Raw genomic sequence first — 13,586 nt, 5'->3', positions numbered from 1 at the left:
GACTAAATGACTAAAAAAAATAAATTATTTTTTAAAATTCCATTCATCATTTGCGTAACGTTTCGTTTCAAGCTCTTTTACGTACGTCTCTTGTTCCTTTGTTAGCGTATATTCTACTAATTCTATATGTAAAGCATCTTCAAATCCTAGTTTAAACGCTTTTTTGCAGTCGTCGATTGATACAGGATTTTGACTTATTTTGTTGATAGCAACAGCTTTCTTTGATAAGCTTGCTTTCACTCTATCACGTAACCCATCTGATGAAAATTTAAACGTCTCAATTAGCTTATCCTCATCTAGATCTAATAAGATTGCTCCATGTTGTAAAATAACACCTTTTTGTCTAGTTTGTGCGCTTCCTGCTACTTTCTTCCCCTCTACAACAAGTTCGTACCAACTTGGTGAATCAAAACAAACACCTGACTTCGGTTTCTTTAGATCCTGCCTTTTTTCTTCTGTATCTGGAACAGCAAAGTAGGCTTCTAGTCCTAGATTTTGAAATCCTAGTAACAAACCTTCACTAATTACACGATAAGCTTCCGTCACGGTTGCAGGCATGTCCGGATAACTTTCAGTCACAATGACACTATAAGTTAATTCATGTTCATGGAGTACTCCTCTTCCTCCAGTAGGTCTGCGTACAAAACCTAACCCTAAACGTTTCACTGCTTCCATATCAATTTCTTTTTCCACCGATTGAAAGTAGCCAATGGAAAGTGTTGCTGGATTCCATTCATAAAACCTAACAACTGGTGGAATAAGTCCCTCACTATGCCAATCTAACAACGCTTCATCGAGCGCCATATTATAAGATGGACTACATGGCCCAGAATTTACGAAGTACCATTTTGTCTTTTCCATCGTATCTCCCCCTAACAATGTTATTCATTTTATCAAATAGATTGAATTGTATCTAGCAATTCTTTTATAATAAAGATGGAAACATAGAAAGGGGAAAGACCGTGTCTACTACTTTATACATTTTAATTGGAATAATTGTTGCATTACTAGTATATGCTGGAATTCAAGCATTCCGTTTAAAGAAGGCTGTTACAAATCTTACACAAGAGAAGTTCATTGAGGGTTACCGTAAAGCTCAATTAATCGATGTAAGAGAACCTAAAGAGTTTGAAGCAGGACATATTCTCGGAGCAAGAAATATTCCTTCATCACAACTTAGACAAAGATTTAAAGAAATTCGTCCGGATAAACCCGTTTATCTATATTGTCAAAGTGGTGCAAGAAGTGCTCGTGCAGCCATGTTTTTAAAGAAAAAAGGATATACTCAATTAAACCAGCTCCAAGGTGGTTTTCGTGGTTGGACTGGCAAGATAAAATCTAAGTAATGAAATTATCTTCCATAGTACCGTAAACATTGTCGGATTCTGTGGAAGTGCTTTTGAAACTATCTCTGTTTTTAGTTAAAAAGTTTTTCTATATTTAGATGAACCGTTCAGCCTGTAGACAAGCTCGAATTTAACGAGTGGTACTGCCCCGTAAATGTTAGACATCAAACTAACATTTACGGGGTGTTTTTTATGGCTAATGTTACTGCCGAAGAGAGTTGTATAATAACTCCGTAGATTAGAAAATCATTGAAATGGCTCCCTTTCCACGGGCGTTGCCTCAGCCTCCTCGCTGCGCTGCGGGGTCTTTAACTAACGCTATTCCCGCTGGAGTGTCGCCTTTTTCAATGATTTTCTAGAAATTTATCTAAATAAATTGACTCTTTTTCCATGTCCTCGCTAAGCTAATGGCGATGAAAATACCTACAATCAGCTTTGCCAGATGGAGCTGTACAATAACCCCATAGATTTGAAAATCATTGAAATGGCTCCCTTTCCACGGGCGTTGCCTCAGCCTCCTCGCTGCGAGGGCACTGAAAAAGTGTCATTCATATAAATTATCTATCAAATAGTCCTAAGAGAATTTAGCGCTTTGGCATTCGCTTTCCGCGGGCTAGCGACGAGCCTCCTCCTACGCTTCGCTTCGTGCGGGGTCTCGTCTGTCTCGCTTTCCCGCAGGAGTCTCATGCGTCGGGCTAAATTCTTTGAATGATATACAGCAAATAGTTCCTATAAAAATAATAATTTTGAGTTTTTCAGTGACCTCCTCGCTTTGCTGTGGGATCTTCGACTAACGCTATTCCCGCTGGAGTGTCGACTTTTTCAATGATTTTCTAGAAATTTTTCTAATTAAATTGACTCTTTTTCCATGTCCTCTCTAAGCTAATGGCGATGAAAATACCTACTTGGGTCGATCACGGGATCTTCTGGTGCCAGATCTAAGAAATACTTGAACGACATGTCGTATTTGGACCGTTCTACTAGATCCACATCGGATACATCAAAAATTTCCTTTAATAGTAAGTACTTAAACATCCAAATTGGGGGAACGGCATTCCGACCATTATCTAAACAATATTTTGTTTTCAACTCCTCTAAAACGAAGGAGAATTCTACCAATTCGTTTATTTGACGAAGTATATTATCTTTAGGAACGATCAAATCATAAATCGCCATGAATGGGCTTAAATTCTTGGTTAGAAATCATTTTGCACACCACCATTTAGTCTCTCTATTATTAACGAATGAGGTTTTTAGAAGAATAGGTGGATGCTAGTTGATTGGAGGGGAAGGCGGCGACTCCAGCCGGAATAGCATGAGCTGAAGACCCTGGATGAGTGTAGCGAAATTAATTTTTGCGACGAGCTTGCGCAGGAGCAAGGGAAGCGGCTGAAGCCATGCCGGCGGAAAGCGTCCGCCTGGAACGGAAATCAACGATTTCCCAATAAAAAGAGAGTATGTGGACAACTCGTCATTCACCATACTCTCTATGAAATCTCTTGGAGGACTTTTTCAGTACCCTCAGCTTGCGACGAGGAGGCTCACGGGCCGCCCGCGGAAAGCGTCCACCGTAGTGGAAATCAACGGTATTTTTAGTACCATTTTAAATGAAAAAAACTGTTAACAACCCATTTTTTTGAGTTTGTCTACAGTCTGAAAGGTTCTTCTATATTTAGAAGAACCTTTTTTGTTATACTTATATTAGAGAATAAAGATTATATGGAGGTATTTAATGGACGATCAAGTATTATTTTCTCATAAAGAAGATTTTAGAAACTCACTTCCGAATTATGAGGACTTTGCTTTAGTTTCTAAGCGAATTATTCATGCACTAAAAGATAGAAAACCTGGTGATTGGAAACATATTGATATCGGGGAAACGATTGTTCAACTTGATCCAAACTTATTGGAAATGATGGAGAAAAATTTATTGCCATATGAGTCGCTTGCTTATATTTTTGAAACGAAGCCAGTTGGCAAGATAATGAGTAAATCCAAGATGTCCACGGAAAACAAGTTAGAAATTGTGGAAACATTTGAAAATAAGCTAATTTATTTCCCAGACTATGATGTTGCCTTAACATTAGCGTTTAACTTCTCTGCAAGCCACAGCTGGCCAGAATATCATTTCTTTTCTGTATCGGTTGAAAAAGCACTTCTCTTTTTAGATGAAATTAACGAAAAGCTAAGACAGCTTTTAATGCAATCCATTACTTATTTAGTTGATACAGAAAATGGGGTTCAACGAAGAAATTACGGTGAACAAGCTGTCGTTAATCGAGAAGATGTTTTATTGACAAATAACATCAAGCAAGATATTTTCCGTTCTATAGATGAATTTTTTAAAGAGGACGGTCATTTTTTCAAAGACTATGGACTTCCTTATAAAAGGGGTATCCTACTCTATGGATCTCCAGGTAATGGAAAAACTACGTTAGTAAAATCTATTACAGGCTCAACGAAAGCACCTGTAGTATATTGGCAAATTACCGAGTTTACAGGGAGTCATTCTATTCAAGAGGTATTTGGGATCGTTACTAGACTTGCCCCAGCTATTCTCGTGATAGAAGATATCGACTCGATGCCTGAATACACGAGATCCGTCTTTTTAAATACATTAGACGGCGTTCAATCAAGAGAAGGATTATTTATAATAGGCACAACAAATTACCCTCAGAAAATCGACCCTGCGCTGATTAATCGTGCCGGCCGATTTGACCGTGCATATGAGATACCTTCCCCTCCAGAAAAATTGAGAGAACAATACTTACGAAAATTAGATATCAAACATATATTCACTGATGAGCAATTCGCAGATATGGCAAGACGTTCAAAAGGGCTCTCCATGTCGCAACTAAATGAATTATATATGTCTGTGGCATTGAACTGGCATTATGATGGAAAACTTGCGTATGAAAGTCGTATTGAAGAACTAATCAAACAAAATAAACGTTCCATCAAAAATGAATGGGAAACAGATGATAATTCGATTGGATTTGGATAATTGGAGTAGGTAACCGGCTATTTCATTACCGTGATTAGAGAAGCGAGGGAAGTGACAAGGTCACTTCCCTCGCTTCTCTTTTGGTAAACTTGTGACGGTTGTTTGTCCATCGCTCCCCTGCATTTATAACGGACACCACGTTACTGTTTAGAATAATGTATCTTAACTACAAAAAAGTGCGATCCTAATTTAGGATCGCACTTTTTAATTTATGCTTTTTTATAACGTAGTACTGGCTGACGAGCAGCTTTTGTCTCATCTAAACGATTAATAACCGTTGTATGTGGTGCGTTTTGAACGATTTCTGGATTTTCTTCTACTTCTTTTGCAATTTGAATCATAGCGTCACAGAATGCATCCAATGTTTCTTTTGATTCTGTTTCTGTTGGCTCAATCATCATACCTTCTTCTACATTTAATGGGAAGTAGATTGTTGGTGGATGGTAACCAAAGTCTAGCAGACGTTTAGCCATATCTAGTGTACGTACGCCAAGTTTCTTTTGACGACGGCCACTTAATACAAATTCATGCTTACAATGACGGTTGTATGGAAGATCGAAGTACTCTTCTAAACGTCTCATCATGTAATTTGCATTTAATACTGCATACTCAGTTACAGCTTTTAGACCATCTGGACCCATTGAACGAATGTACGTGTATGCACGAACATTGATTCCGAAGTTTCCGTAGAATGGTTTTACACGACCAATCGTTTGTGGACGATTGTAGTCGAATGTATATTTGTCATCTTCCTTTACAAGTACTGGACTTGGTAAGAACGGAATTAGGTCGGCTTTAACTCCAACAGGACCAGAACCTGGACCACCACCGCCGTGAGGACCTGTAAATGTTTTGTGCAAGTTCAAGTGAACACAGTCAAAGCCCATGTCTCCAGGACGTGCTTTAGACATTACAGCGTTTAAGTTAGCTCCATCATAATAAAGTTTACCACCAACACCGTGGATGATTTCAGCTAATTCTAAAATGCTTTCTTCGAATAAACCTAATGTATTAGGGTTAGTAAGCATTAGAGCCGCTGTATCAGGACCAGCAACACGACGTAAGTCTTCTAAATCTACTAAACCATTTTCATCAGATTTTACAGTAATAGTTTCGAATCCTGCGACAGTAGCTGATGCAGGATTTGTACCGTGAGCCGAGTCAGGAACAATTACTTTTGTACGGTGAGTATCCCCGTTAGCTTCATGGAATGCACGAATCATCATTAGTGCTGTCCATTCACCGTGTGCACCAGCAGCTGGTTGAAGTGTCACTTCGTCCATACCAGTGATTTCGATTAAATGTTCTTGAAGATCGTACATTAACTCCATTGCACCTTGAACAGAAGATTCATCTTGTAACGGATGAATATTTGCGAACCCTGGGAAACGCGCAACAGATTCATTGATTTTTGGGTTGTATTTCATTGTACAAGATCCAAGTGGGTAGAATCCTGTATCTACACCGTGGTTACGGTTAGATAATGCTGTATAGTGACGCATAATATCAAGCTCAGATACTTCAGGTAAATCTGCTTCTTCTTCGCGAAGAACACCTTGTGGTAATAGTGAAGCTACATCAACTTCTGGCACATCCAGTTCAGGTAGGTTATACCCTACACGACCTTCTTTCGTAATTTCAAAAATTAGTGGTTGATTATCCTTATGCATAAAGAGCCCCCATTTCTTGCACGAGTGCATCTATTTCTTCTTTTGTACGTTGTTCTGTAACAGCAATTAATACGTGATTTTTTAAATCTGAATTTACACGACCTAGATCAAATCCACCGATAATTCCTTTTTCAAGCAATGCTTTGTTTGCTTCTGTAACGGAACCGTTTACTTTAACAACGATTTCATTGAAATGTGCTCCTTGGAAAGGAACTACAAATCCAGCTTTTTCAAAAGCTTGTTTTGCATAATGAGTTTTTGTGATGTTTTGAATAGCCATTTCTTTTACACCTTTTTTACCAAGGGCTGTCATTGCTACAGAAGCTGCAAGAGCATTTAACGCTTGGTTTGAACAAATGTTAGATGTAGCTTTGTCACGACGAATATGTTGTTCACGTGCTTGTAGTGTTAATACAAAACCACGACGACCTTCTTCATCCGTTGTTTCACCAACAAGACGACCTGGTACTTTACGCATTAATTTAGAAGATACTGCGAAGAAACCACAGTGAGGACCGCCAAATGCTTCTGCAATACCAAATGGTTGTGCGTCTCCAACTGTAATATCTGCTCCAAATTTACCTGGAGGTGTTAATGCTCCAAGTGCAAGTGGATTTGCAGAAACAACGAATAATGCTTTTTTGTCATGAGTAATTTGCTCTACTTTTGCTAAATCCTCAATTTGCCCAAAGAAGTTAGGATATTGTACTAGAACAGCAGCAGTTTCCTCATCTACTAGTTCTTCCAATTTTGCTAAATCTGTCACACCATCTTTAGTTGGAACAGTTACAACTGCTACATTTTGTCCTTTAGCATACATTTTAACAACATCAATATACTCAGGATGAACTGCTTCCGAAACGACTAATTTTTTTCTGCGAGTATGTCCTGCAGCTAAGTTTCCAGCTTCCGCTAATGCAGTACCGCCATCATACATGGATGAGTTTGCAAGTTCCATTCCAGTTAATTCACAAATCATTGTTTGGAATTCAAATATTGCTTGTAACTCTCCCTGTGAAATTTCTGGTTGGTAAGGAGTATAAGCAGTATAAAACTCAGAACGAGAAATCACATGATCCACAATAATTGGTTTAAAGTGATCGTAAACCCCAGCTCCTAAGAAAGAAGCATGTTTTTTGCTATCCGCATTTTTCTCAGCAATTTGAGCCAATTCTTTTAATAACGCAGACTCGGCTTTAGCTGGTTTAATATTGTACTCACCTTTAAAACGTACTTTTTCCGGAATGTCTGAAAATAATTCGTCAATGGAAGAAATGCCGATTACATCTAACATTTCCTTTTGATCTTGTTCAGTCATTGGTAAATAACGATGCTTCATCAATGGACAACCTCTTTCTTAGTCTTATTTTTCTCTTTTATAAAATGGAGTTGCTACAATTTTAGCTTTTAATCGTTTATTTCTAATTTCTACTTCTAACTCTTTACCTGCTTCAGCAAATGCTGAATCGATAAGAACAAGACCAATATTTTTCTTTAATGTTGGTGATTGAGTTCCAGTAGTAACAAAACCTATTTGCTCTTCCCCAACATAAACAGGATACCCTGTTCTTGGAATTCCTTTATCGATCATTTCAATTCCAACACTTTTTCTCGGAACGCCATTTTCTTTTTGATCAACTAATACTGATTTCCCGTTAAATTCTTGTTCCTTTTTCAATTTAACGACAAAACCTACACCAGCTTCTAATGGAGTAATATCTTTTGATAACTCTTGGCCATATAGCGGTAAGCATGCTTCAAATCGTAAAGTATCACGAGCTCCTAATCCACATGGAAGCAGTCCATCTTCTTTACCAGCATCTAAAATGCTACTCCATAATTCTTTAACATCATTACTTGATGCATAAATTTCAAATCCGTCTTCACCAGTATAACCAGTACGAGATACAAGAACCGATTTCCCAGCCACTTCGACATTATCTGCGAAACGGAAGAATCCGATTTCGTCTAGATTTTTAGAAGTAAGCTTTTGTAAAATGCTTTGCGCAACTGGTCCTTGTAATGCAAGTAATCCAAATTCATCGGATTTGTTTACTAACTCAACATCGCCTGTAGCATTTTCTTGCAACCAAGCAAAATCTTTGTCAATATTCCCTGCATTTACTACTAATAAATAATGGTTATCTTCCACTTTATAAACTAATAAATCATCTACGATACCGCCATCTTCATAACACATTGCAGTATACTGCGCTTGTCCATTTACTAATTTGGAAACATCATTTGTCATCGTTTTTTGTAAAAACGCTTCACTTGCTGAACCTGTAACGAAAATTTCTCCCATATGAGAAACATCAAACAATCCTGCTTTCGTTCTTACAGCTTCGTGCTCTTCTTTAATACTAGAAAATTGTACAGGTAATTCCCAGCCACCAAAATCGATTGTTTTACCTCCGTAAGCTGCATAAACATCAAATAGAGGTGTTCGCTTCAACTGCTCTGACAAAAAAATCTCCTCCTTAACTATTTCACACACAAAAAAGGACAGAAAAACCCCTTTACATTAAAGTGGGTTCTCTGTCCTGGCACCTGAAAGTTTACCAAAAATGGCTTTCCCCTTTGGTGGCTTTGCGTGATATTAAACGAAAGCACTCTCCAGAGTTGCGTCCTATACGAGTTCTTTTGCCTGAGAGATTCATAATTTTCATTACTTGCTCCTTCGGCGACGCATCGAATGCGTTCTCTCCCCGTATATTCATCCGCGATATCTGTATTAATCACTCGCTTTGTCTATATCCTAACATTGAACAATAAAAGACGCAATCCTTTTTCAAAAATTACTTTAAACACGAACGATTAAATTAAACAAATTAGAATCATTCGCCTTTGAGGCGATTCACTTGATATCCAGCATATTCTGTAATTTGTCTTAACGACCGATTTTCTGTAAGTATTATAATGTGCGCTGCTTTCTTATAGAATTTTCTTCTTCTATTATATAATTGTTCTAATTCCTCTCTTGTACTAGTTTGTACGATTGGTCTATTCTTATCACTTTTTATTCGCATCCAAATGTCATTAAATGTTGCATCTAAATATAAAACTAAACCCGTTTTCCGCATAATTTGAATATTTTTCTCATTCATAGCAACACCACCGCCAGTAGAGATAATACATGATTCATTACGAAAATTCTGGAGAAACTCAGTTTCTATTTTTCGAAAGTACACTTCCCCTTCTTGTTCAAATATTTCTGGAATTGATCTTTTTTCCATTTTTACTATTTCTTTATCCATATCATAATAGGGCATCTTTAATAAATAGCTCAATCGTCTTCCTATTGCACTTTTACCACTACCCATAAACCCAACCAAATATACTTTATACATTGTTCACCAACTCACTACATACAAGGATTATTTTCTCGCGCTATAAATCATTCTAAGCTTTTGATAGTACAAGCACTTTCGAGTTTTTCTTCTTTTTTTCATTTATCTTTGTACTAAAGCAATGTTTTTATTTCATTTATAAAAACCAATTATTCATTTAAGTTATCCTTATTATAGAGAGCCGTAATGACTATTACAAGAATTATTAAAAATCACGATTCTTACTCTTTAATAGAAGAAACAAAAAAACCACTCATCTTTCGAGCGGTCTTTTACTAATTCCTTCTTTAATTCAAGCTATGATGTTTAACTGATTCAAAAAGAAATTAAATGAAATGTGAGTAATCGTTCATCATATAAACGATTTAACTGTCTAAAAACCTTTAAATATCAATATTTCTCTTTATTGATTTTTCTATCTTTTGGATTGTAGCATTAATATTACTAATCTCCAGTGAATCATACGTTCGATATTTGGATTGAAATGCAGCCGTTATTGCAAATAAAGAAAAACAGACTAGAAACAGTAATAATATTGCTGCTGGTAATATTACCCCTCTATCATTCTGAATGAAATGCAACATAAAATGTATGCTCCTTTTTTATCCCATTCATAAACTCTACTGAGAATTTCAACGATTGACCATCGAAATTCGTTAAGAGAGATTTCACATGTAACAACATCTGCTCATGTCCCATTCTATTTTTCTGTTTTCTAATTAAGTCTTGATAAAATTCAATATCAAATTCCTCTCCATCCTTTAGAAAACGTATTCCCATATCACTTTGCAAGGTTAATACCTCTACATTATTTAAATAAGTTTCAACATCGTGAACAAATAATGCCCATTCAATGTCTGTAGGATTCGTCACATTTTCTTCCATTCTATGTAACCATCCAATCGTTATAGCAAAAACTTGTGTAAATAACATTAACACTGAAAGCTGAATAATTCCTTCTAATAAAGTATATCCTCGCTCACTCAATCGCTTACATACGAAATTGTTAAGCAATTACTTTTCTCCTCTCGCATTCCTTCATAATGTACACAAATCTGTTCTGAATCAATTGCAAATGAATATTCCAGTTTTTCAATTTGCATCGTTCCACGCTGTGTATTATCTATTAAATACATTTTTATAGCTTCATGTATGACAATGGATGAATGATATTTTCTCTTTTTCTCTTCCAGTTGAATTGTCATATTACTTAATAGAGGAAGTAAAGTTGTTGCGATTAGAAAAATAACAGTTAACGAAACAATCGATTCTGGCCACGAAAATCCATAGCTATTTTTCATAATTAACTCTTCCTCTTCCAATATAAAATGTCACTTTTTTAGAACCGTTAGTTGTTTCAAATAATAACGTTCCGAACTCTTTAATAGATCCATTTGGATGAAAAGCAATTTCCTTTAAATTACTATTTTTAGATAAGCGGACTCCAGCTGGCAATTCATACTCAAATAATTTCACATTAGCTGATTTAGCCACATATTTTGATCCATTATCAAAAAAGTTCAGATACGTGTATTTCTCTTCTCCAATTGCTATAGATTGAAGTTGTTGTACATCTAAATGAAACTGTTTAAAAAATCTTCTTTCTTCTATTTCTTCTAGCTTGGAAGTAGTAACAAAAACTACGGAAGATGTTATAACCATTACAATGGATAATACAAGCAACATTTCAATAAATGTAAATCCATTTTGACTCAGTTTCATTTCCATTTATCCTGTTTTCTCTACTACAGTTACACTTCCATCTGCCGTATCTATATTTACAGCATTACCATTCGGGCACCCATCTTCCCCTTTAAGATAACCCTCATCACTCAACTCTTTTAGAGTAGGAATTTTTTTAAACTCTATTTTATAAGCTTCTACTTGTCCTTCTATCATTTTGACAAAAGCCTCGCACCCTTTTTTGTCAATATTAGCTGAATGCTTCGTCACATTTGGAATCGAAATTAAAATTAAGACTGAAATGATGAGTAAAACGATCATCATTTCCACCAGGGTGAATCCTTCGTTTTTTTCTAATATATTTTTCATGCTTCTTCTCCTCTTAAACAATATTTATCATTTCATAGATTGGAAGTAATATTGCTAAGTAAGCTCCAATAATAAAAATAGCCAAAACTAAAAAAAGTGTAGGCTGTACAACACTTAAATACTTTAATAATTTTGCTTCTATTCTATCTGTCAAAAATTCTCCATACAATGAAAGCTCTCTTCCTAAGTAACCACTATTTTCTCCATGTACGACAAACAGATGAAAATCATCCGTAAAATGATTTAGTAGCAATGTAGAATTGGAAAATGATTCTCCATGGACAATTTTTTCTTTCATCTGCTCCGATATATATCGTAGTGCTTGATGTTCTTCTTGAGAGATGAGAGCATCAAATGCTTGTTGCAAAGACATACCACTCTCGATAAGGCCACCCATTTCTCTAGAAAAGTCTCTTGTTAAAAACAATCGATACCAATTGTTTATAATAGGTATTCTCCCGTAGAATAATAGCTGCACTTGCACGCTTCTTTTATTCATAAAAATAATCACGGTAAGAATTGTGACGATAACAAACAACATAACTAGAAAAAAGTAATTTGGTAAATGGAGTAATATGTTCGACCAGACTAGGGAGGTGTCGTTGTCCAATGTATTTCTCGCCCCTAGTAATCCCTCCATGTTTGGCAAAAAATAAATTTGGAAAATCGAAAACAATAATAAAATAACGACAAATAAAAACATTGGATACATCAATAAATTGTTTAATCTTTTTCTAGCACCTTCGAAAATTGCTGCTTGGTCTCCTAGAACTGAAATAGTTTCTTGAAGTCGCCCATGAATGGTCGCAAGATTAATTGGAAGTAGTAGTCGTTTAGAAAATCCAAGAAGTTTAAATACTTCGGTAACATTTAACCCGTTTTTGTGAATTTCGGTAATTTTTTGAATGACAAAGTCGGATTTCTTAACGTGAAAAGGAATTAACATAGAAACTGCCGTATGAAATGTATAACCTTCCTTTAACAAGTCACTTAGTCTTTTTAAAAATGAGGATTGAATATTTAATGGAATCGTTTCTTCCTTTCGAGCCAAATAATGATTAATTTTTTTTAATAACACCTTCTCTTACCCCTCTCTCTATTTGGTAAGAAAGTGTCAAAGAATGTGGAATGTGAAATATATTACCTGTCCTAATGGAGTTCAGAGCTTCCGTTAAAAATTCATCTGAGATAATCTCAAAAATTGCCGAAAGATCATTACTCGAGACAGAAATTAGTCTTTGTGCCACAATTCCAATAATAGTTTGTTTTAGCTCGTCTACAGATACACCAAGGTCCATCAGCCGATACATAGAACCAATAGCATCTTTGGCATGAATCGTAGTAACTACAAGATGACCGGTTAATGCTGCTTGTATTGCTGCTTTAGCGGTATCTTTGTCTCTGATTTCCCCTATCATGATAACGTCGGGTGAATGTCTTAAAATTGCCTTTAATCCTGAAGAATACGTCACTCCAGAACGCTCATTCACTTGAATTTGCAATAAATGAGATTGACTATTCTCTACAGGATCCTCTAGCGAAATAACATGTCTATTAAGAATTTCAGAGCAATATTTAGTGAGCGAATACATTGTTGTCGACTTACCAGAACCTGTAGGGCCGACAAAAAGGATTAAACCTTGTCGATTATTTGCAAGTTCTACAATTTTCTCTGATGCATCACGAAATAACGATAAGGAGTGCAATATTTTTGCATTGTCATGTTGTTGTAGACGAATCACTAATGATTCGCTACCAAATATAGATGGTAACGTGGATACACGAAATGAAAATTTCTGAGAGTTGAATATGTGTTGGAATGAACCACTTTGTGGCTTTCTTTTTTCGCTGATATCAAGAGAGGATAAAAACTTGAAGAATGAAATAATACGTTCGCCCATGTTTAGGGGAAGCTTCCCTGCCTCAAACATTTGAGAATTTTTTTTAAAGTAGTAAAAATAGTTCTCATCGTTTGGTATCATGTGCAAATCAGAAGCACCAAATGTATGTGCTTTTTTAAGTAATTGAAAACATTTTTGTTCAACAATATTTTCTATTTGTTGCATGCATCTTTCCTTTCCCCAGTACAAGTTGCGACCGCTAACAACTTGTTTAGAAATAGTATACTTGGAAATAGATTATAATGAAAGACATTTTATTAAAT

General features: G+C 36.0%; 14 protein-coding genes, 1 pseudogene and 1 riboswitch. Of the genes and pseudogenes, 2 read left to right on the top strand and 13 right to left on the bottom strand.

The window, feature by feature from the left end; translation table 11 throughout:
* Positions 1–24 precede the first annotated feature (24 nt).
* Positions 25–861, bottom strand: coding sequence for a lipoate--protein ligase family protein (locus FG384_RS11585; RefSeq protein ID WP_142642759.1), 837 nt, complete (start codon positions 859–861; stop codon positions 25–27).
* Positions 862–980: 119 nt separating this feature from the next.
* Between FG384_RS11585 and FG384_RS11580 the strand changes: the two genes are divergently transcribed.
* Positions 981–1,346 (top strand): rhodanese-like domain-containing protein, encoded by a 366-nt coding sequence (locus FG384_RS11580; RefSeq protein WP_420849961.1) that lies wholly within the window; start codon positions 981–983, stop codon positions 1,344–1,346.
* 903 nt (positions 1,347–2,249) lie between these two features.
* Here the strand turns inward: FG384_RS11580 and FG384_RS11575 are convergent.
* Positions 2,250–2,522: pseudogene (locus FG384_RS11575) on the bottom strand (transposase); the annotation flags it as partial.
* Between the two features lie 556 nt (positions 2,523–3,078).
* Here FG384_RS11575 and FG384_RS11570 point away from each other — a divergent pair.
* Positions 3,079–4,350, top strand: a complete 1,272-nt coding sequence (locus FG384_RS11570) for an ATP-binding protein (RefSeq protein WP_142642757.1) — start codon at positions 3,079–3,081, stop codon at positions 4,348–4,350.
* Positions 4,351–4,559: 209 nt separating this feature from the next.
* On the opposite strand, the gene gcvPB is transcribed toward FG384_RS11570, so the two are convergent.
* The 11 genes from gcvPB to comGA all read right to left on the bottom strand — a co-directional run bounded on the left by gcvPB (position 4,560) and on the right by comGA (position 13,488).
* Positions 4,560–6,020, bottom strand: a complete 1,461-nt coding sequence (gene gcvPB / locus FG384_RS11565) for an aminomethyl-transferring glycine dehydrogenase subunit GcvPB (RefSeq protein ID WP_142642756.1) — start codon at positions 6,018–6,020, stop codon at positions 4,560–4,562.
* Complete coding sequence (gcvPA, locus tag FG384_RS11560) at positions 6,013–7,359, bottom strand: aminomethyl-transferring glycine dehydrogenase subunit GcvPA (RefSeq protein ID WP_142642869.1); 1,347 nt, start codon at positions 7,357–7,359, stop codon at positions 6,013–6,015. The genes gcvPB and gcvPA overlap by 8 nt, the downstream gene beginning before the upstream one ends.
* Before the next feature lie 24 nt (positions 7,360–7,383).
* Positions 7,384–8,487 carry a glycine cleavage system aminomethyltransferase GcvT gene (gene gcvT / locus FG384_RS11555; RefSeq protein WP_142642755.1) on the bottom strand — a complete coding sequence of 368 codons (1,104 nt, stop codon included), beginning with the start codon at positions 8,485–8,487 and terminating at the stop codon, positions 7,384–7,386.
* A 158-nt stretch (positions 8,488–8,645) separates the two neighbouring features.
* Positions 8,646–8,740: riboswitch (glycine riboswitch) on the bottom strand.
* A gap of 117 nt (positions 8,741–8,857) precedes the next feature.
* Positions 8,858–9,370, bottom strand: coding sequence for a shikimate kinase (locus FG384_RS11550; protein ID WP_142642754.1), 513 nt, complete (start codon positions 9,368–9,370; stop codon positions 8,858–8,860).
* 383 nt (positions 9,371–9,753) lie between these two features.
* On the bottom strand, positions 9,754–9,954 hold the full coding sequence (locus FG384_RS11545; protein ID WP_142642753.1) for a hypothetical protein: 201 nt from the start codon (positions 9,952–9,954) through the stop codon (positions 9,754–9,756).
* On the bottom strand, positions 9,932–10,384 hold the full coding sequence (gene comGF, locus FG384_RS11540; protein ID WP_142642752.1) for a competence type IV pilus minor pilin ComGF: 453 nt from the start codon (positions 10,382–10,384) through the stop codon (positions 9,932–9,934). Before comGF ends, FG384_RS11545 begins: the two co-directional genes overlap by 23 nt.
* Positions 10,354–10,671, bottom strand: a complete 318-nt coding sequence (locus FG384_RS11535; RefSeq protein WP_142642751.1) for a type II secretion system protein — start codon at positions 10,669–10,671, stop codon at positions 10,354–10,356. The genes comGF and FG384_RS11535 overlap by 31 nt, the downstream gene beginning before the upstream one ends.
* Entirely contained in the window at positions 10,661–11,092 is a 432-nt protein-coding gene (comGD, locus tag FG384_RS11530; RefSeq protein WP_166462435.1) for a competence type IV pilus minor pilin ComGD, read from the bottom strand. Before comGD ends, FG384_RS11535 begins: the two co-directional genes overlap by 11 nt.
* Before the next feature lie 6 nt (positions 11,093–11,098).
* Positions 11,099–11,422 carry a competence type IV pilus major pilin ComGC gene (gene comGC / locus FG384_RS11525; RefSeq protein WP_142642749.1) on the bottom strand — a complete coding sequence of 108 codons (324 nt, stop codon included), beginning with the start codon at positions 11,420–11,422 and terminating at the stop codon, positions 11,099–11,101.
* A gap of 13 nt (positions 11,423–11,435) precedes the next feature.
* Positions 11,436–12,500 carry a competence type IV pilus assembly protein ComGB gene (gene comGB / locus FG384_RS11520; protein ID WP_142642748.1) on the bottom strand — a complete coding sequence of 355 codons (1,065 nt, stop codon included), beginning with the start codon at positions 12,498–12,500 and terminating at the stop codon, positions 11,436–11,438.
* A complete protein-coding gene (gene comGA, locus FG384_RS11515; RefSeq protein WP_142642747.1) occupies positions 12,481–13,488 on the bottom strand; it encodes a competence type IV pilus ATPase ComGA in 1,008 nt (335 codons plus the stop codon). Before comGA ends, comGB begins: the two co-directional genes overlap by 20 nt.
* Between the last annotated feature and the right edge of the window lie 98 nt (positions 13,489–13,586).

Origin of the sequence: Psychrobacillus vulpis (assembly GCF_006861825.1) — a bacterium.
GTDB lineage: Bacteria > Bacillota > Bacilli > Bacillales_A > Planococcaceae > Psychrobacillus > Psychrobacillus vulpis.
This window is presented reverse-complemented; position numbering and strand designations above follow the sequence as displayed.

Coding starts and splice junctions, on each gene's coding strand:
- FG384_RS11585 (WP_142642759.1), bottom strand. CDS start 861: ATGGAAAAGACAAAATGGTACTTCGTAAATTCTGGGCCATGTAGTCCA.
- FG384_RS11570 (WP_142642757.1), top strand. CDS start 3,079: ATGGACGATCAAGTATTATTTTCTCATAAAGAAGATTTTAGAAACTCA.
- gcvPB (WP_142642756.1), bottom strand. CDS start 6,020: ATGCATAAGGATAATCAACCACTAATTTTTGAAATTACGAAAGAAGGT.
- gcvPA (WP_142642869.1), bottom strand. CDS start 7,359: ATGAAGCATCGTTATTTACCAATGACTGAACAAGATCAAAAGGAAATG.
- FG384_RS11550 (WP_142642754.1), bottom strand. CDS start 9,370: ATGTATAAAGTATATTTGGTTGGGTTTATGGGTAGTGGTAAAAGTGCA.
- FG384_RS11545 (WP_142642753.1), bottom strand. CDS start 9,954: ATGTTGCATTTCATTCAGAATGATAGAGGGGTAATATTACCAGCAGCA.
- FG384_RS11535 (WP_142642751.1), bottom strand. CDS start 10,671: ATGAAAAATAGCTATGGATTTTCGTGGCCAGAATCGATTGTTTCGTTA.
- comGD (WP_166462435.1), bottom strand. CDS start 11,092: ATGAAACTGAGTCAAAATGGATTTACATTTATTGAAATGTTGCTTGTA.
- comGC (WP_142642749.1), bottom strand. CDS start 11,422: ATGAAAAATATATTAGAAAAAAACGAAGGATTCACCCTGGTGGAAATG.
- comGA (WP_142642747.1), bottom strand. CDS start 13,488: ATGCAACAAATAGAAAATATTGTTGAACAAAAATGTTTTCAATTACTT.